This window comes from Mucilaginibacter lacusdianchii, from assembly GCF_009770985.1.
Classification (GTDB): domain Bacteria; phylum Bacteroidota; class Bacteroidia; order Sphingobacteriales; family Sphingobacteriaceae; genus Mucilaginibacter; species Mucilaginibacter lacusdianchii.
This window is the reverse complement of the sequence record NZ_WSRW01000003.1, coordinates 600,118-620,241: the sequence shown is the minus strand read 5'-3', so window position 1 is coordinate 620,241 and position 20,124 is coordinate 600,118. Positions and strand designations below refer to the sequence as shown.

The following is a 20,124-nucleotide window of genomic DNA, read 5'->3' as shown; positions in this document are numbered from 1 at the left end:
CAGCATTTCATGCACCTAAATTTATTTTTTCAATAATATTTTTGACGCGCTTTTTTAAAACCAAAGGTTTGATGATGGTAGCATGATCGGCAAACATTAAATACCATCTTGCAAACCCTTCTATTGATGCGGTCAGGAATGACATCTCGATACCATCCACCTTCTCTACTTCATCGATATATCCATGATAATATTTTTGCTCACCCAAGTGCAATGAAGCCTCTTTCGTAATTTTCAATGTTACCGCTTCGAGGTTCCGTTCCTGATATATCTGATCCAGATATTGTTTAAGTGTAGGATGTTTATCTTCATAATGTTCTGCAGCAACGGTCAAATCCATTATTCGGTCGAACCTAAAATCGCGATAGTCCTGCCGGGCTTTACAAAAAGCAATCAGATGCCAAAAATTGTCCAAATAAAACGTGCCAACCGGCTCTACACACCGTTCGGTATGTTCCTGACGATAGTAAGCAAAGTACTTTAATCTTAATACTTTCTTTTCGGCAATTGCTGTAAGAATGGTTTGTAAAGGTTTTATCTCGTTTGTAGTACGACGGTGTGGCCGGGACTTTAATACATCTATCCTGTTATCCATACCCGCTAAATAATCTTTTTCAGCGCTCCGTAGCACTGATCTGATTTTGAACATAGCCGACTGATAGTGCGTACCGTTTACATCGTCCGTAAGCTTTTCCACCAGCTTTTCGGCCGTTATAAAAGCTGTAGCTTCTTCACGCGTAAACATCACTGGAGGCAAACGGTAGCCATCGGCCAGCGAATAGCCTGCGCCGGCTTCGCCTATTACCGGTATGCCAGCTTCTTCCAGGGCTTTTACATCACGGTACACAGTGCGTAAACTAATTTCAAACCTGTCGGCAATATCCTGCGCCCTTACCGTACGACGGGACTGCAGTTGGATTAAAATAGCAGACAAACGGTCGATTCGGTTCATATTCCTAACAATATTTATGATAATAACAAAGCGCCTTAGTGTATTATATACAAGGAAAAACCTTGCAGAATACAACTTTATAAAACAAAGCAACTAAGATAGCATATGAAGAGCAAAACTAGTGTCAAAAGCAACCTATCATATCCACCTTGTATTTCCCAAAGCTATCGTTTAGGTGCAATGGTGTTTTATTTTTTTGTAAAATACAGTCATACCAACGTATGGCCAATAAGCAAGTACCACTAAATTGACAGCATTGTTATGGCATTAGTGTCCGATATGCATTACAGTGTGATGCAAACAAATTGTACGCTTCGTGATTGTAGAATTATAAGCAGATATATCATTATTGACAATTGCCGCTTATAAGAAAGTCGATTACTATTCAATCTTGTAAAAATGAGTAGTGCTGTAAAATGCTTTCGAATCAGGGTACTTATCATTAAAAAATTTAGCTCGCCAAAAGCAAGACCGACTACGGTAAGAAAGGAACTAATGGTATGACAGGAACGGAAAGCAAAGTGTATTTAAATTGACAACGCACTGAACACTTCTGCAAACACCTGTATGTAAATCACAACACCAAAAAATTAAAAGTTTTGCTTGATTGTAATTTGATTTTAATGATTTCTGGATGCCTTAAGCCAATTGTAAGAAATAACCAGTTTTACACATTACTTGGCATACTTATGGATACACTTTTCACACAAATAATATCCATTCTGCTTCGTTCCATACTTGCCCGGAATCATCAAAGCCAGAATACCCATTATCTACATATGAATAACATTTTAATCATTAATGATTACTCTGCCGGAGTAAAAAGCGCAATCGCTTACGCTTTATCTTTGGCAAAAAAAATGCAAGCTAACTTGCTGATTTGGAATACAAGCCGCAATACAGAGGCACAAGCTAAAGTATTGGCCAACGCAAAATCTAAAGCAGTTAATGAAACGGCTGAGAAGCCATTTTCGGTAAACAGCTTTTTAATGCACGAGGGCATTGCTCCTGAACAATACCATACTGGCAATCTACCTTCTATTAATGTAATTGAAGAAAATTACCTTACCCGACAGGGCATTGTCAACCTTGTTAACCAACATAAAATTAAATTGGTAATTAAGGGAGTTGCTGCTAATCAGCCAATTGATCAATTAGTTGATTTACAAATGCAAACCGTACTTTCTAAAACGTACTGCCCGGTAATACTGGTGCCACAGCATTTCAACAAGCCGTCTATACAAAATATGGTATATATGGCTGATGCCCGCTTTAGTCAGTACGAAATTTTATTTCAACTGAAAAGGATTGCTGAAGCTAATAATGCTCAATTGACATTGGCTAATATTGCTGCCGACGGCATCCCGCAAATGGAGAATAATTACGCGAACGAATTTTTTAAAAATACTATACAGCGGCATGTTCCATGTAAACAGATGTCATTAAATCACATTCGCGAGCGTGATGTAAAGAAAGTAACTGACGTGATGATTAACGTTATTAAGACTGACTTACTGATTATGTCTTTCCGCAGATACCATTTTGCCGAGCTGACCAGCAAAAGCAGGGCTAACGTTGAACCTACGCATTTGGACATTCCTTTAATGTTATATCCGTTTTAAAATATTTGCCAAAAACTTTGCGATTCTTTTCATAAATGATTTGGCATATTGGGTGCTCCGGCTTTTATTACCGCCACTGGAAAAGCGTATTTTATCCAGACGGTTTGCCTCAGCGGAAATGGTTCGAATTTTACTGCCAGCATTTTAACACCGTTGAACTTAACGGAACTTTTTATAAATCGCCTACTGTAACCGGCTTAAAAAAGTGGTACGATGATAGTCCAAGGGGCTTTAACTTTTCAGTTAAAGCCCCTCGGCTTATTACCCACTACCGGCAGTTTAATAACTCGGCCGATTTAATCAGCGAATTTTATGATACCGTAGCCAACGGACTTCAAGATAAGCTTGGTGCTATATTGTTTCAAATGCCGCCCCGCTATACTTACTCTGAAGAGCGGCTGCAAAAAATACTAACCAACCTGCAAGCTCCTTTATCTAACGTGATTGAACTTCGCCATCCCAGTTGGTGGCAAAAGTCGGTTTACGACCGCCTGGCCGAGCAAGGTATTACATTTTGCGGCATGAGCCATCCTACCCTGCCCGATGCTGTAGTTCAAAACACCGATATTATTTATTACCGCTTTCACGGCGTGCAGCAATTATATGCCTCGGCGTATAGTTTAGAGGAGCTACGCCTTTTTGCACAACAGGTGAAGCAGACTTCTGCCAAGCAGGCCTATGTTTATTTTAACAATGACATTGGTGCTTCTGCTATCAGGAATGCTAAGGATCTGCTCGCTATAATTTGATGGGAAGTAATTACGCTTGATGCACGTAAGTAGGGTCCATATATGAGAATTCCCATAGGTGGCCGTCTAAATCGGTAAATCCGTAGCCATACATAAAGCCGTGGTCTTGCGGAGCGCTGGGCGTGGTAGCACCGGCATCTACCGCTTTTTTAACTATCTCATCCACTGCTTCCCTACTGTCTGCCGATAGACATACAATTACTTCATTGCTTTTGCTGGTATCACAAATAGCTGAATTTGTAAATCCTTTAAAGAAATCTTCTACCAGCAACATGATATAAATATGTTCGCTTACTACCATACAGGTAGCTTTATCATTGCTAAACTGACTGTTGAACTGATAGCCTAACTTGGTAAAAAATTCATTAGTTGCGTTCAAATCTTTAACCGGTAGGTTGATAAATACTTTGGTTGCCATATAATTTAAGTTTGTAAGTTTATATGACAATAATAGGCACAATTAAATTACGCATAGGTGCATGATAACGACAATATAAAGGGGAGATCACGACAATTGATATGCCCTGATCTCCCCTTTTCTTTTAAACGGTAAACGCTATAAGCTAGGTTAACGGTTCTACATGGTATTTACTTACTACCATGTTCGTATCGTTGTACTTTACCAGCACTTCATGGCCTTGATGATAATCAACAAATATCATGTAAGGTTGTCCTTTCACATATCCTGGAAAGCCTTTACCAATATATCGTAAGTTTTGTCCTCGAACCAGCTTAAGCTCCTTTTTCATGGTTAACGATTTACCGCGCTGGCTTCCACAACCAAAGGTTCAGCCAATTGCACAATTGCCGGTTTTAGTCCTTTACTTTGCAGGTAAGGCAAATGATATTGCTCATAAAACTGTTTCTTAGAATCGCGGTAAGATGTTACAGCGCCGAGCTTGTACATCAAAAATATATAATACCAAGCCAAATCTACTTGGTGGGGTTTAAATCCACTACGTGCACTTTTTGGATATAAGTGGTGATTATTGTGCCATTCGCCAGCCACGATGCCTGGCCACACTTGGTTTATTGATTTATCATTCTGGCTAAAATCTACGCCCTCTCTCTGCTTCTCTTTACCTTTAGCATGCCCTTCATAGTTAAAAGTACGTACACCAACAGCCCAAAAGCCTGCGGCACCGAATAACGAACAGGCTAGTGCATGACCACCCATTAAGTAAAAAGCACCATACCAAAACGCCCAGTTCAATATCCATGACAATACTGCGGCAGACGGCTTAACATAAGATCCCCACTTTTGATATTGTGCATAGCTATTGCCAGATACACCAGTATGCTTCATTAACAATTTAATACGGTTATAATCGGCTTCAGACAAATCTTTGGCAATAGGCTGATGATTTACATCGGCTAAAAAGCAATACAAAAAACCAGCTTCGGCATTATAAGGGTCACCCGGCTGATCAGATTTTGCATGATGCACATGGTGAGATACCACATATATCTCTTCGGGTATTACGTTAATAGTTAAGTTTTGTGTAAAAAAACGCCAGAAAGCATTTTTAAACCGGTAAGCGCCATGTGTGCAATAACGATGATGCCAGATAGTGCCATGTGTGCCCAATACAATCATGCTGTATACAAAAGCGGCTATAAGCATACCTATGCTCATGAACTTAAATAACAACAGCAAAAAGAACGGCACAAAGCACAACACTTTTAACCAACTAAAAAATGGCAACCAGTTTTTACGTGTTTTAAAAATATTTAACCGTGAAAAAAATTCATTGAAAATTTGGCCGGCGGTGGGTTTAACCAAATTACCTTGCTCGTCTTTCCACCCATACGAGGGTGGCTGCAATACATGATCCAGAAATGCCATATAAGTAGTTTAATCAATTAGTTAAATTAGAGACAAAAGCAATAATGCATATTACTTCTAACTAGTACATTATTGCAATCTCTCTAGTTAAAGAGGGATATAATTAATATGGCTAAAATATTCCGAGGCACATGTTCCGTAATGCCCAAGCGGTATATAAACATATTCTTATTGCAATGTTTTAAAGGTAAGTTAAATAATCTATATATCAGTATTTAAATTACGCAACCATGAAATATGTACATTGCTGTAGCTATTTATATAGATTATTCAAAATACCGCCATTGCAGATAAGTGCATAACCCCTCCAACTCCGGAAAAATAGAGAAAGCATTTACACCTAATGTGTTTAGGTCAGAACGTATATCACGCCAGCAACTTTTTGGGATTTTTATTTTAACCAGTTTTTCTTGATATGAATCCGTTTCATCAAGCGACCGTTTGGCCAGCAAGTCTTTAGATGAGATGACACTAAAGACGCCAGATTGATTATTGATGCGTAGTTTGATGATACGAGGACGTATAATCTTAGTTTCGGGCACCTCAAAAGGATGTGTTGTTTCTAAGTTAACTTCAAAGTCGGATGCACTGACCATTAGCACCCAAACAACCGCATACGGACTCACGGTATGATGTTCCAGCCCTGTGTTACCTGTAGCAAACCACAGGGCTGTTAGGGCATTGTTCGACCAATCCAGCAATCGTGTAGGTAAACCAAAGTGCTGCCCCAGGGTAAGATAGTCCCAATCATCCATTGGACGATGTTGCTCGATGAGCAAGGGATTTGTACGCTTAAACTCTTGAAGCAACAATTTTTCTACCTCTAACAGCTCACCTCTGGCTTTAAGCCTGCCTATTTTTGGAATTAAAGGATTATCTACCGTTTGGCCTCTGAACAAAAAGTCGGTAGCATTACCGCTTTGTAGGTTGTCTTCTTTGTTTTGTTTAATCAGTTTTAGAAACTCTTCGATAGTGCATAATTCTACCTCTTCCATACTTGCTGTTCATGCGTTTCTAATGATATATATACAGGATTGGCAATTCAATCAATATTTAATATAGTTTTTGAGAGATTAATCACCTGTTCGCTTCCCGTATATTTTCCATGTTCGTCAGACAATTTTACGACCTCGGTCCATTCACCATCCTGAGGATGCGCTTCTGTCATTTTAATAACAATGTTCATAGCCTTTGGACCAGCATCATTTGTAAAATTGGTACCAATGCCGAACGACATACCTATACGCCCTTGACAGTGCTCGGCAATACGAGCCACTTTATCATAATTCAAAGCGTCTGAAAAGATGATGGTTTTACTCACCGGGTCGATACCCAGTTGCTGGTAATGAGCAATCACTTTGTCGGCAAATTGCAACGGATCACCACTATCATGTCGTACACCGTCAAATAGTTTAGAAAACATCTTGTCAAACTGTTTAAAAAACACATCGGTTGTGTAAGTGTCAGACAACGCAATTCCTAAATCGCCGCGAAACACGCGCACCCAGTTTTCCAGACCCATAGCATTGGCCATTTTAAACCCGTATCGTGCGGCATGAAACATAAACCACTCGTGTGCATGTGTACCAATAGGCTTAGTTTGATGTGCCATGGCCATATGTACATTGCTGGTACCTACAAATGAACCCTCTCCGTATTGCCGTAATGCCTGCACCACCAGCCGGTGCACCTCATAGGAGTAACGGCGACGGGTACCAAATTCTGCAATGTTTACACCGAGGCTACGATAGTTTTCAATCTTTTGACGGATATTTTGAATCACCTCATCATTACTTATGCGGTTCTCATTCTGCATGATATAATACAGTTCACAAATAAGCGACATTATAGGCACCTCCCACAAGATAGTGCGATACCAAAGCCCCTCGATATGAACCTGCAGCTGGTCGCCATGCTGTTCAATATGAACTTCCTCAGGATTGTAGCGGTAACCATCCAAAAAATCGAGATACACCGGATCGAGATAAGGACAAGTCACCTGCAGAAAACGCTTTTCTTCCCGGCTCAGTCGCAATTCAGCCATGGCATCTACCGACGCTCGTAATGCTTCTGCAAAACCCGGCGGAAAACTATGCTTACCTCTGTTGATAAACCGATACCGCGCACTAGCACCCTGAAACAAACGCACTACTCCTTGCTGCATAGTAAACTTGTAAAAGTCGTTATCAAGGATAGATGGAAGTGTTACCAGTGCACGGGTGGGCATCGTTGTTTAAGTGTTTGTTTGTGAGTTATTTAATTAGGATTATATTAAATGTTTGTTTCACCCTTGCCTGGCTTATCCTTTTTACTTAGAAAGATAAAAACCGCATCAGATGCCGGTATAAAATAAAGCTCAATCTGTAATGACATGTTATGATGCCGCTACAAATTGAGCTTAAATCATTTTTCATCAATCGTAATCGCGCATGTGTTTCAGCACAATTAAACCCAGCGGTGGCAAGGTTAATGATACCGAATGTGTTCTGCCATGCATGGGTATAGGGTAAGTTTCAATATCAGATCCGTTCAGTACATCGCTACCGCCGTATTTCAAGTCGTCTGAGTTGAATAGTTCGGTATAATACCCCATTTGCGGTACTCCAATACGATAGTTCTCGCGCACAACCGGTGTGAAGTTGCCGATGAACAATAATTTTTCATTTGGGTTGCTCCCTTTGCGCGTCCAGGAAATGACGCTATTGGTGCTGTCGCCGATATCAATCCACTCAAAGCCATCGGGCGAAAAGTTATTGTCATACAGCGCAGGGTTTTCCTGATAAATTTTATTCAAATCAGACAACAAAATCTGGATACCTTTATGATCGGCCCACTCACTTTCATGCCAGTCCAAACTATAATCGTGCTGCCACTCGTGGTGTTGGGCAAATTCACCACCCATAAATATCATTTTGGCACCAGGATGGCCAAACATGTAACTATACAGTAAGCGCAGGTTGGCCAACTTTTGCCAACGGTCACCAGGCATTTTGTCAATTAATGAATGTTTGCCATACACCACCTCGTCATGTGACAACGGCAATACAAATTTTTCAGTAAAAGCATAAACCAAGCTAAAAGATAACTGCCCTTGATGGTAACTGCGATAGATCGGTTCCGTTTCAAAATAGTCGAGGGTATCGTGCATCCAACCCATCATCCATTTCAAATCAAAACCTAAACCACCGGCATGTGTTGGTGCAGTTACGCCCGGCCACGCAGTTGATTCTTCGGCTGCGGTAAATACGTCAGGATGGAAGGTGTGCACAGCATCATTAAACTCTTTTAAAAAGCTGATTGCTTCCAAATTTTCGCGGCCGCCGTATTCATTCGGAATCCATTCGCCGTCTTTGCGCGAATAATCAAGATACAGCATAGAAGCTACGGCATCTACGCGCAATCCATCAATATGATATTTTTCTAACCAGTATAAAGCGTTTGAGATTAAAAACGCCCGTACCTCATTCCTGCAAAAGTTAAAAATTAAGCTCTTCCAGTCAGGGTGAAAGCCTTTGCGCGGATCTTCATACTCGTATAAATGCGAACCGTCAAAATAGCCTAATCCATGTTCATCGGTTGGAAAGTGAGACGGCACCCAGTCTAGAATTACGCCGATACCTGCTTGATGCAATTGGTCTACCAGGTACATAAAATCTTGCGGTGTACCATAGCGACTGGACGGTGCAAAGTAGCCTGTAAGCTGATAACCCCACGAACCGTAAAACGGGTGCTCCATTACCGGCATAAACTCCACATGTGTAAAGCCTAGTTGTTTGCAATACGCAGTAAGTTCGGGCGCCAATTCGCGGTAAGTTAAAAACAGGTTTTCATCACCCCGCCGCCAAGAGCCTATATGCATTTCATATATAGACATGGGCTTTTTAAGCGCACTCTGTTTTTGGCGTTCGTTCATCCAGCTTTCATCAGTCCAGGCATAATTTAAATCGGCCGTAAGTGTTGCTGTGTGAGGCGGGGTTTCCCAGCGGTAAGCGTAAGGATCGCCTTTTTCCACTTGATAGCCATTGTGTGACTCAATAAAATACTTATACACCTCACCAGCTACTACACCCGGAATAAATACTTCCCAAATACCCGATTGGTCCCATCTAACGTGCAACGGATTGCTTTGACGCTGCCAACCGTTAAAGTTGCCAACCACAGAAACATATTTAGCATTGGGCGCCCAAACTGCAAAACAAGTACCCGCCTGCCCCAGATGGTCTACCTGATGGGCACCTAATTTATTGTATAAATGATAGTGCTTGCCGGCTTTAAACAGTTCAATATCAAAGTCTGAAAACAAGGAGAACCAAGGTTTGGCCTCCTCGTGCGTGTTTGCAATATCTGCTATTTCGTATCCTTCCATGTTTGACTATTGAGCTGTTGTTAATCTGTTTTTCATTACTATTGATTTGATGCCGCGAATAGGCACAACCACCCAATCTGGCCGATTATTGAGCTCATAATTAAGTTCGTAAACGGCTTTTTGCAATAAGAAAGTTTGCAGCAATATTTCCAAATCTTCTACCTGCTTAGGCACAAATGAGGCATCTTTCACCGTTTCCAGATATGATTTCATCAAAAAACCCGACATATAGTGATACCATTGCTCAACATGCGGAATCAATTTTTCTATATCTTCTTCACGTATTTGGTTATCCAAAAACAAGCTACCATAGGCGGCGTAATGGAATGAGCGGATCATGCCGGCAACATCTCTTAGCGGCGAGTATTTTAAACGGCGCTCACTGTAACTGCGTGCAGGTTCGCCTTCAAAATCCAAAATCTGGAAATCTTTACCGGTAAACAGTACTTGCCCCAAGTGATAATCGCCGTGGATGCGAATTTTGGTTACATCGATTTTACGACTGTAGATTTTTTTAAGAATGGTTAGAATTTCCTCCTTCATCCCTAAAACTTCTTCCGCCTCCGTTCTCACATTTTCTGGCAGCTTTTTGATGGTTCTGCTCAATGTTTGGAAAGCTACCCTTACCAGCGATTGCAAGGAAGAGAACAAAGAGCGCTGGTAATGCAACGAATAATCTTCTGGCTTAAATGCCGGATTGTATTGTTCCGATGCCAGGGCTAAATGCATTTCGCCGGTACGCTCGCCCAACAATCGAACTAATTCGGCTACTGTTCCGTCCAGCTTCCCTTTTATGCTATCAGGAACTTGCTCATATCCTACAGGCTCTGTCAGGCTACCAATTAATGCTGTTGACACAACACTTTCTGTATCAGTAGATGAAAGTAAATTATCATTAAAGTCATCCAGGCGGCTTAACATGTATTCCCAACCATCGCTGTTGGCTTTTACCATTTCCTGCATCATACCCAGCACCATCGTTTCTTTACCAAACTGCCACTCAATAGCCCCAATAAATTGAGGGGTGTTTTGAAAACCGGCATCTCTGGTCAGGAACTGTGTAATTTCCATATCCGGGTTAATGGCACGGTCAACTTTTCGGTAAAGCTTCAGGTAGTAAGTACCATCGTAAGTGATGGACGTATTACTTTGTTCGGCCGAAAGCATTTTGGGTTTCACATCAGGATTTTCTGTAATGTGCGTTTTTAACTCGCGATTACCAGTAAACACCAGTTCGCTGTTAATTTGCTGAATGCTATGGTGATTTGCCATATTGGTAATGATGGCCTGCTGCAAATCCAGCCCGTAAATAGCATCATACAAAATACCCTCAACGCCTTCCAACGTTATCTGTGCAATAACCGACTGCGGACAATTTTCTTGCAATTTGCGCGCTTGTTCGTCGCTTGCAAACGCTACCGGCAACTGGTACATATCGGGTAACCCATCACGATAGGTTACCTCTAACAACAAGATGTAGGCGCTGTTTTGTGGTAACGGAATTTTAGCAAAGTCTACCACGCGTACGGTTTCCATACCACGGGCCTTGCCACCAAACCAGCGCAGGCGCATCATATAATCGGGCAGTATATCGTTTGCCAGCTGTTCAACAACATCCCGGCTTAATAAATCTCTCCAACGCGCAAGAGTTATGGTACGCAAGCGTTGTTCGTTATCCATATCCGGACGAACGTTTTCCAATAAAAATACCTGACTGCCGTAGCCACCTAACGTCAGGAAATACGCTTGATCTTCTTTTACTATCGGGAAACGATTTCGGCTCTGTATTTCAACCGGTACATAACCTGCAAAGGTGCTCAAATCTAACTCAACCGGCTGTGTAAAGCGCGACAGGTTGACAATGATAAGCATGGTTTGATCCTCATATGTACGGGTGAATGAAAGCACCTTTGAATTTTCGCTCTGGATGAATTTCATATCGCCCCGGCTAAATGCTTTGTATTTTTTACGAGTGGCGATCATACGTTTCATCCACCAAAGCAGCGATGATGTATTACGTGATTGCAATTCAACGTTGACCGACTCGTAATGAAATTGCGGATCAAGAATCAACGGCAAATATAACCTTTGCGGATTAGCGTTAGAGAAACCGGCATTGCGGCTTGAATCCCATTGCATTGGAGTACGCACACCGTCACGGTCACCCAAATAAAAGTTGTCGCCCATACCTATCTCATCACCGTAGTAAAGCACCGGCGTGCCCGGTAACGAGAATAGCAACACATTCAGCAATTCTATTTTACGGCGATTATTTTCCAACAACGGTGCCAGGCGGTGGCGAATACCCAGGTTAATACGTGCTTTAGGATCTTTTACGTATGTTTTGTACATGTAATCGCGCTCCTCGTCGGTTACCATTTCAAGCGTAAGCTCATCATGGTTACGCAAAAACATTGCCCATTGGCAGGTATTAGGTATTTCGGGCGTTTGGTCAAAGATATCCGTAATAGGATATTTATCTTCCATTTGCAAAGCCATAAACATCCGCGGCATCACCGGAAAGTGATAGTTCATCTGGCACTCATCACCGTTACCAAAATAAGCGGCTGAATCTTCGGGCCACATGTTGGCTTCGGCTAATAGCAGTGTACCAGGGAAACGGTCATCCACAAATTTGCGCACCTTCTTTAAAAAGTCGTGCGTTTCGGGCAGGTTTTCGCAGTTGGTACCATCACGCTCGAAAAGGTACGGTACAGCGTCCAAACGGAATCCATCTACGCCCATTTTACACCAGTATTCCAATATCTTGAATACTTCCTGCTGCACTAATGGGTTGTCATAATTTAAATCGGGCTGGTGATGAAAAAAGCGGTGCCAGTAGTACTGCTGTGCCACCGGATCCCATGTCCAGTTAGAAAGTTCGTAATCCTGAAAGATGATACGGGCATCTTTAAACTGGGTAGGATCATCCGTCCACACATAATAGTTGCGCTTATCGGAACCTTTTGGTGCTTTGCGCGCACGTTGAAACCATGGATGCTGGTCGGATGTGTGATTAATAACCAGCTCAGTAATAACTTTCAATCCGCGGGCATGTGCTTCTTTCATGAAAGCTTTAAACTGCCGGATATCACCGTAGGATGGGTTAATATTATAGTAATCGGCAATATCATAACCATCATCCCTTAAAGGAGATGGATAAAATGGTAGCAGCCAGATAGCGGTAACACCTAAATCTTGCAGATAATCCAGTTTGCCCATCAAGCCCTGAAAATCGCCTATCCCGTCGCAATTACCGTCGGCAAATGCCTTGATGTGCAACTCGTATATAATGGCATCTTTATACCAGTGTAATTTATCGTCTATTTGATTGATATCTTGAGGCATGGTTGTTATTGTTTTTCTACTTTAAAAATATGTGCAGGCATTTGATAAGGGTTCAGTTCTACAAAATTGAACTCGCCCCAGGTATATTTGCTGCCGCTTAAAAGATCGCGCACCACATAAGTGTCGGCGTAATCTAATCCCAGCTTCGGCATTGGTATTTTTACCTGTGCTGACTGTGTATTAAACACATCCAGGTTAACTACAACAATTAGGCTGTTGCCGGTATCTTCGTCAGTTTTAACATAACTGATAATTTGATCATTGGTAGTTTCAGCAAACTCTACATTCCAGGTAGAATGCAGGGCGGGGTTTTGCTTACGTATACGATTCACACGGGTAATGACCTCACCTATACGCGTATAAGCGCTCCAGTCCCAGTGCTTTATTTCATATTTTTCATTGTCAACATATTCTTCTTTTGCACCATGAGGGGCATTGATTCCGAACTCATAAACCGGACCATACAAACCGTAACTGGATGATAGTGTGGCTGCCAGTATTAAGCGGGTGATGTGCGCATTTTCGCCGCCTTTAATTAGTGCCGGTGGCAATATATCCGGCGTATTGGGCCAAAAGTTGGGGCGATAAAAATAGCGCATTTCGGTTTTGGTCAGTTCGGTCATGTACTCTTCCAACTCCTGCTTGGTATTGCGCCAGGTAAAATAAGTATATGATTGATTGAAACCCGCTTTACCCAAACGTTCCATCACCCGCGGACGGGTAAATGCCTCAGCTAAAAAGATTACTTCCGGTGTTTTTACACGCACCTCTCCTATCATCCATTGCCAAAATCGGAAAGCTTTGGTATGTGGGTTATCAATACGAAACACACGGATACCGGCATCTACCCAATAGTCAATTACACTTTTTAACTCCTTCCATAAATTTTCCCAATCATCTGTCTCGAAGTTAAATGGCAAAATGTCTTCATATTTTTTCGGTGGATTTTCAGCGTATTGTACCGTACCGTCCGGTCGCCAAATGAACCATTGCGGGTTTGATTTGACGTAGGGATGGTCTGGTGCACATTGGTAAGCAATGTCCATGGCAATTTCAATACCGTGCTGCTCGGCCTCAACAATCAAGGCCTTAAAATCTTCCAAAGTTCCCAACTCAGGGTGAATGGCCTTATGCCCCCCCAAGCGGTTACCGATAGCCCAAGGCGATCCGGGATCTTCTGGTCCGGCAGTTAGAGAGTTGTTGCGCCCTTTGCGGTTCTTTTCGCCTATAGGATGTATAGGTGGGAAATACAGCGTATCAAACCCCATTTTTGCTACCCGCGGCAACAGTTTAGCCACATCCTTAAATGTGCCGTGCTTGCCTGGTTCTGATGCGGTAGAACGGGGAAATAATTCGTACCATGTACTGTAGGCCGCTTTTGTCCGCTCCACCTCAATGGTAAATGTAGTTGGATATACGGTTACCAGTTCCGGATTACGGTATTGATACATTACCTTGGCAATGTCATCGCTCAATGCCAGCGTAACATTTTCTTCGGGATTGGTTGTCTGAGCTAATTGATTGGCCCATTGCAATATTTGCTTGCTTTGCGCAGGCATGGCTGCCGCTGCTTCTTTGAGCAGGTTAGCACCTATCTGCAATTCTACAGCAATATCCTGTCCGGCGGCGTATTTCTTTTTGAGACCTTTTTTCCAGTTGGTATAATGGTCTTCCCAGCCTTCTATCCGAAATTCATAAAAGCCCAGCTTTTCTGCCCGAAAAGTAATTTGCCAATGATCGTTCACCATAAACTGCATGGGCAGCTCTGTCCATTGTGTATCGCTTTTGTGCTTGATAAAAGCACTGGCTGCAATTTCATCATGGCCGTCGCCAAAAACATCTGCCGATAAGGTTATTGTTTCGTTTACTACCGCTTTAGCCGGAAATAAGCCTCCTTCTACGCTTGGAGAAACATTGGTGATAATAACCCGTCTGTTGCCACCTGGTTGAATCATTAATATCGATTTATAAGTTGTAAGGCGTTAACTATTATTTAAAAAAATGAACGTTAGCTCATTTTCAGAAGAGAAACCAACAGGTGGTGTTAAAAGTTTAAGGTAAATGCAAATAGTATCTATTTGTAAACCTAACGTATCCTTATCGCTCACTTATTAGCACTTTAATTCAACGATTTTTTCAATTGTTTGAAATTTGCAAGTATCGGCTTGAATCATGCAAACGCTCCCCCTGCCCGCCAAACTACTTTTGTATCAACAAACACAAAGAAACATTATGAACAACAACAAAGTATGGTTAGTAACAGGAGCCTCTAAAGGTTTAGGGCTGGCACTGGTAAACCAATTATTAAACCAAGGCTACCAAGTGGCAGCCACCTCTCGTAGCATTGATGATTTACAGGCCGCAGTTGGCCAAACCACTGATGCATTTTTGCCGCTGGCAGTTAACCTTAAATCGGAACAAAGTATTGTCGACGCCTTAGATCAAATTATCGCCCGTTTCGGAAAAATTGATGTGGTAGTGAATAATGCCGGCTACGGCCAAGTAGGCGGATTAGAAGAATTAAGCGATGAAGAAGCACGTGCTAATTTTAACATTAATGTATTTGGCAGCTTAAATATTATCCGCCAGGTAATGCCACATTTAAGAAAGCAGCGGTCGGGCCATATCTTTAACATATCGTCGATCGGTGGCTTTACCGGCAATTTCCCGGGGTTTGGTATCTACTGTGCTACTAAATTTGCAGTGCACGGCTTTACCGAATCGCTGGCTGCCGAAGCTGCGTTGTTCGGTATTAAGGCTACAGTAGTTTATCCAGGATATTTCCGTACCAATTTTTTAACCTCCGGTTCGCTAAGTGTTCCTCAAAATCCAATTGAAGAGTACAGCAACGTCCGTGAAGTGCAAAGTGCACATGAAGACAACATCAACGGTAACCAGCCTGGTGACCCTGACAAAGCTGCTCAAGTAATGATTGATGTTGCGTCAGACCCAGAACCTCCGGTACATCTTTTTTTAGGCCAAGATGCTTATGACTTGGCTTATCAAAAAATAGACATCATAAAAAACGACCTCGAAAAATGGAAACCGTTGATCACATCAACAGGTTATGAGCAAGTTTAATATGTCGATCATCAAAAAATACTGGTATGGTATATTTAACCATACCAGTATAATAAAAGGTATACAATACGCTCGTTAAATAAAAACATGTAATCCTACAAACCATGAAAACGCTAGTAATAACCATCAAAACCCACGATACAACGGTAAGTCAAAAAGCTTTGCTAAATATCGAACATATTTATTCCGGCAGTTTAACTACCCACTCTTACGCAGAAGCAGAAACTAAAAATTGCTATGCTGCTAAAAATACTGATGATGAAACTATTTTTGGCTCGAGCCTTAAAGACGAATTTATGTATCATGTAGCTATATCTGGCTGACTGCATACATTTAAAATATTTCGTGTATTTTTATCTTACATATAAGCACCTGTTACAAACTTAAACTTATTAGCCATGCCACAACCAGAAACCATAGAAGACTTTTACCGATACAAGTTCAATCATGTGCCCGAAAACTTAGGTCAGGACATTGGCCATTTTAATGTTTTTAACATGAATGATTGCGCAGGTCCAAATCCAAGACCCATTCAATATGCCCGCCGCGATTTTTATAAAATCAGCTTGTTAAAAGGCGACTTTATTTATCATTATGCCGATAAAAGCATTAAAGTATCTGGCCATAGTCTGATTTTTTTCAATCCTAATGTGCCTTATACCGTCGAATCCTTTTCGGGTCATAACGGCTATTTCTGTATCTTTAAAGAAGCTTTTTTCACGGAAAACCTGCGCGGCAATATCAAGGACCTTCCCATGTTTGCTTTAGGTAGCAAGCCTGCTTATATGTTAAATTTTGAACAACACCAAAGGGCAAGTCAGATATTTGAAAAAATGTTAGAGGAAGTAGGTTCGGAGTATGTGTTTAAGTATGACTTGATTCGTAGTTATGTAACCGAACTGATTCACTTCGCGTTGAAAATGCAGCCTACTGAGATTATACATCAGCACACGGATGCCAATTCGCGTATTACTGCAGTGTTTTCAGAGTTGCTAGAAAGGCAGTTTCCAATTGAATCACCAGGGCAGCAATTTGCGTTACGATCGGCTAAAGATTTTGCCGATCATCTGGCCGTTCACGTTAATCACCTGAACCGCGCCATTAAAACCACCACTGGTAAAACTACCACGCACCACATTGCCGAGCGCATAACCACCGAAGCAAAAGTGTTGCTAAAACATACAAACTGGAATATATCCGAAATAAGCTACTGTTTGGGTTTTGAGGAGCCTTCACATTTCAATAATTTTTTTAAAAAACGTACGGCTGTATCGCCATCAGCGTTCAGGGCGGCTTAGGCAATTAAATGTAATGTTTGAGGCAGTGTTAGTAGTAATCACGAATATAAAAGTGATGCGCGTCACTATTTAGTTTAATCTTTAGCAACAAAAAATTGTGGCAGTTGTCAGATATTTGTTAACTATACGGCTTAATAAATTATCTGCAAAGCATGGAAAATGCTGCTTTACTGAACGCAATTATCGACAATGCCATTGATGGCATTATCACCATAAACGAACGCGGTGTCGTGGAAACCATTAATCCATCGGCCTGCAAACTATTTGGCTATCAACCTAACGAGGTTATCGGCAAAAACATATCCATGCTTATGCCTCAGCCCGATCAGGCCCAGCATGATGAATACATCCGTCGTTATGATCGTACCGGCAATCCTCATATTATTGGTATTGGTCGCGAGGTACAGGGCTTGCGCAAAGATGGCTCTGTGTTCCCATTTCGTTTGGGCGTAAGCGAAGTACAGTTTTCGGGCCGCAAAATATATACAGGTTTTATTCACGATCTAAGTCGCGAAAAAGAGGCCGAAGAACGCCTTAAAGAATACGCCGGGCAATTGGAAGAACAAGTAGCTGAACGTACGCAATCCCTTCGCGAAACCGTAACAGAACTACAACACGCTAAAGAAGAAGTAAGCCAATCACTCGAAAAAGAAAAAGAGCTTAACCAACTTAAAAGCCGTTTTGTATCCATGGCTTCACATGAGTTTCGCACGCCTTTAAGTTCTATACAATTATCGGCTGTACTTATCGAAAAATATGCTCAGCAATTCAATAACCCCAACATTGCTAAACATATCGGAAAAATTAAAAACTCGGTTGGTAACTTAACTGCCATTTTGAACGATTTCCTGTCGCTCGAACGCCTGGAAGCCGGCAAAGTTGAGCCGGTTTATACCCGTTTTGATATTGTAAAATTTGCCGAAGAAATTACCGAAGAAATGCAGTTGGTTGCCAAACAAAACCAGCACATCATCTATCAGCATACCGGTACCGTAAGCATGGTATCACTCGACCAGTCACTGTTGAAAAACTGCATTATCAACCTGGTAAGTAACGCCATTAAATATTCTGGCGAAAACACGTTCATTGAATTCAATACCGAAATTACCGAATCGCACTTGATAGTAGCGGTTAAAGACAATGGCATCGGCATTCCAGATAGTGATCAGAAACATTTATTTGAAGCATTTTTCAGAGCGCACAATACCGGTAACATTCCCGGCACCGGACTCGGTTTAAATATCGTTACCCGTTATGCAGGCCTAATGAATGGCCAAATTGAATTTGAAAGCAAAGTAAACCAAGGCACTTCATTCACCATATCATTTCCTATCGCAGTATGAAAACCAAAATTCTAATTATTGAAGATAACAACGATATCCGCGAAAGCACCGCCGAAATTTTAGAGTTAACAGGTTATGAAGTTGAAGAAGCCAGCAACGGTAAATTGGGTGTAGAACTGGCACAGCAATACAAGCCCGACCTTATTTTGTGCGATATTATGATGCCCGAGCTGGATGGCTACGGCGTATTGTATTTGTTAAATAAAAATCCGGAAACGGCAACTATTCCTTTCATATTTTTAACAGCAAAAGCCGAAAGGGTAGATTTTAGAAAAGGCATGGAAATGGGCGCTGATGATTACCTGACCAAGCCCTTTGATGATATAGAATTATTAAACGCCATTGAAAGCCGACTAGGTAAAAAAGAAAAGCAACAAGCTTTTTATAGTAAAGCATTGCAAGGCATTGAACAGTTAGCCGCCACGTCGGCCAATGGCATGACGGAGTTAACCACCTTAATTGCAAGCCGTAAAATAAGACAGGTAAAAAAGAAACAGATTTTATATTACGATGGCGACCAGCCACAAGGCTTGTACCTGGTGCTGGATGGCGGCATTAAAACTATTAAACTGGCAGAAGATGGCCGTGAGTTGATGACCGGCTTGTTTAAAGCCGACGATTATTTAGGCGTTGCCGCCTTACTACTGGATGAAAATTTTAGCGAAACAGCTGAAGCCACCGAAGACTCTTCCGTTTGCCTGTTGCCAAAAGATAGTATTTTGAACTTAATTAACCGTTTTCCTGATGTAGGCAATCAATTCATCAAAATACTGTCAAACAATGTGCGCGAAAAAGAGGAGCAGTTGATGGAACTAGCCTACCACTCGGTTCGTAAACGCCTGGCTCAAACATTAGTTCGATTGAGCAAACAGTCGGCAGACCCGTCACAGTTTAAAGCCTCACGTGAGGAATTGGCCTCAATGGCTGGCATTGCTACGGAAACAGTAAGCCGTACCCTCACTGATTTTAAAGATGAAGGTTTAATTGAAAAGAAAGGCAGTACTATACAGGTGCTGGACATTCACCGGCTTATCAAAATGAAAAACTAGTAAAGCACTATGGTTCAACGCTGTATACTTAAGTGAGGCTAAAACCAATAAAAGGCGTATTTTTGCATCTGCAAAACGTTCTATCGCTGCCGGGCTCAAAATCGGCGGAGGAAAGTCCGGGCAACGCAGAGCATCCTGCTTCTTAACGGGAAGGCGCCTTATACAGCGGGCGACAGCCAGTGCCACAGAAAATATACCGCCTGCCTGTGCAGGTAAGGGTGAAAACGTGAGGTAAGAGCTCACGGCCGATGTAGGCGACTATGCCGGCGGTAAACCTCAGGAGTTGAAAGACCAAATAGGTCCTGAATAGGAAGTTGCTCGCTTCCATGTGTTGTGCAAACAGCATGAGTCAGGATGGGTAGGTTGCTGGAGGTAGTTGGCAACAACTATCCAAGATTAATGATAGAAACTGCCTTAAGGCAGCACAGAACCCGGCTTACAGTTTTGCAGCTGTATTTATATACCCTTTT

The 20,124-nt window shown here is 41.8% G+C and carries 16 protein-coding genes and 1 other RNA gene; 8 read left to right on the top strand and 9 right to left on the bottom strand.

Annotated features, from left to right (window positions below):
• Positions 1 to 7: 7 nt before the first annotated feature.
• Positions 8 to 952: a helix-turn-helix transcriptional regulator gene (locus GPM24_RS16105; RefSeq protein WP_158828010.1), complete on the bottom strand. Its 945-nt coding sequence runs from the start codon at positions 950 to 952 to the stop codon at positions 8 to 10.
• A 779-nt stretch (positions 953 to 1,731) separates the two neighbouring features.
• On the opposite strand from GPM24_RS16105, the gene GPM24_RS16100 reads away from it, so the two are divergent.
• Both GPM24_RS16100 and GPM24_RS16095 read left to right on the top strand, forming a co-directional pair.
• Positions 1,732 to 2,574, top strand: coding sequence for a hypothetical protein (locus GPM24_RS16100; protein WP_158828008.1), 843 nt, complete (start codon positions 1,732 to 1,734; stop codon positions 2,572 to 2,574).
• Positions 2,575 to 2,609: 35 nt separating this feature from the next.
• Positions 2,610 to 3,323 carry a DUF72 domain-containing protein gene (locus GPM24_RS16095; protein WP_158828006.1) on the top strand — a complete coding sequence of 238 codons (714 nt, stop codon included), beginning with the start codon at positions 2,610 to 2,612 and terminating at the stop codon, positions 3,321 to 3,323.
• Between the two features lie 10 nt (positions 3,324 to 3,333).
• On the opposite strand, the gene GPM24_RS16090 is transcribed toward GPM24_RS16095, so the two are convergent.
• The 8 genes from GPM24_RS16090 to GPM24_RS16055 all read right to left on the bottom strand — a co-directional run bounded on the left by GPM24_RS16090 (position 3,334) and on the right by GPM24_RS16055 (position 14,838).
• Complete coding sequence (locus tag GPM24_RS16090; RefSeq protein WP_158828004.1) at positions 3,334 to 3,741, bottom strand: VOC family protein; 408 nt, start codon at positions 3,739 to 3,741, stop codon at positions 3,334 to 3,336.
• 145 nt (positions 3,742 to 3,886) lie between these two features.
• Positions 3,887 to 4,072 carry a hypothetical protein gene (locus GPM24_RS16085; RefSeq protein ID WP_158828002.1) on the bottom strand — a complete coding sequence of 62 codons (186 nt, stop codon included), beginning with the start codon at positions 4,070 to 4,072 and terminating at the stop codon, positions 3,887 to 3,889.
• A gap of 2 nt (positions 4,073 to 4,074) precedes the next feature.
• The gene (locus GPM24_RS16080) at positions 4,075 to 5,169 is read right to left on the bottom strand and encodes a fatty acid desaturase (RefSeq protein WP_158828000.1); all 1,095 of its coding nucleotides are present in this window, start codon (positions 5,167 to 5,169) and stop codon (positions 4,075 to 4,077) included.
• Positions 5,170 to 5,435: 266 nt separating this feature from the next.
• Positions 5,436 to 6,164, bottom strand: a complete 729-nt coding sequence (locus GPM24_RS16075; RefSeq protein ID WP_158827998.1) for an FRG domain-containing protein — start codon at positions 6,162 to 6,164, stop codon at positions 5,436 to 5,438.
• A gap of 47 nt (positions 6,165 to 6,211) precedes the next feature.
• Complete coding sequence (gene pncB, locus GPM24_RS16070) at positions 6,212 to 7,396, bottom strand: nicotinate phosphoribosyltransferase (protein WP_158827996.1); 1,185 nt, start codon at positions 7,394 to 7,396, stop codon at positions 6,212 to 6,214.
• Positions 7,397 to 7,582: 186 nt separating this feature from the next.
• Positions 7,583 to 9,535: a 1,4-alpha-glucan branching protein GlgB gene (gene glgB, locus GPM24_RS16065; protein ID WP_158827994.1), complete on the bottom strand. Its 1,953-nt coding sequence runs from the start codon at positions 9,533 to 9,535 to the stop codon at positions 7,583 to 7,585.
• A gap of 6 nt (positions 9,536 to 9,541) precedes the next feature.
• A complete protein-coding gene (treS, locus tag GPM24_RS16060) occupies positions 9,542 to 12,883 on the bottom strand; it encodes a maltose alpha-D-glucosyltransferase (protein ID WP_158827992.1) in 3,342 nt (1,113 codons plus the stop codon).
• A 5-nt stretch (positions 12,884 to 12,888) separates the two neighbouring features.
• The gene (locus GPM24_RS16055) at positions 12,889 to 14,838 is read right to left on the bottom strand and encodes an alpha-1,4-glucan--maltose-1-phosphate maltosyltransferase (RefSeq protein ID WP_158827991.1); all 1,950 of its coding nucleotides are present in this window, start codon (positions 14,836 to 14,838) and stop codon (positions 12,889 to 12,891) included.
• 277 nt (positions 14,839 to 15,115) lie between these two features.
• Here GPM24_RS16055 and GPM24_RS16050 point away from each other — a divergent pair, with 277 nt between their 5' ends.
• From GPM24_RS16050 to rnpB, 6 genes are all read left to right on the top strand, one after another.
• Entirely contained in the window at positions 15,116 to 15,964 is an 849-nt protein-coding gene (locus GPM24_RS16050; protein ID WP_158827990.1) for an SDR family oxidoreductase, read from the top strand.
• 104 nt (positions 15,965 to 16,068) lie between these two features.
• A complete protein-coding gene (locus GPM24_RS16045) occupies positions 16,069 to 16,287 on the top strand; it encodes a hypothetical protein (protein WP_158827989.1) in 219 nt (72 codons plus the stop codon).
• Positions 16,288 to 16,362: 75 nt separating this feature from the next.
• Positions 16,363 to 17,262: a helix-turn-helix domain-containing protein gene (locus GPM24_RS16040; RefSeq protein ID WP_158827988.1), complete on the top strand. Its 900-nt coding sequence runs from the start codon at positions 16,363 to 16,365 to the stop codon at positions 17,260 to 17,262.
• 152 nt (positions 17,263 to 17,414) lie between these two features.
• On the top strand, positions 17,415 to 18,605 hold the full coding sequence (locus GPM24_RS16035; RefSeq protein WP_158827987.1) for a sensor histidine kinase: 1,191 nt from the start codon (positions 17,415 to 17,417) through the stop codon (positions 18,603 to 18,605).
• A complete protein-coding gene (locus GPM24_RS16030; protein ID WP_158827986.1) occupies positions 18,602 to 19,654 on the top strand; it encodes a response regulator in 1,053 nt (350 codons plus the stop codon). Before GPM24_RS16035 ends, GPM24_RS16030 begins: the two co-directional genes overlap by 4 nt.
• 67 nt (positions 19,655 to 19,721) lie before the next feature.
• Positions 19,722 to 20,109, top strand: an RNA gene (gene rnpB / locus GPM24_RS16025) — RNase P RNA component class A.
• Positions 20,110 to 20,124: the final 15 nt, after the last annotated feature.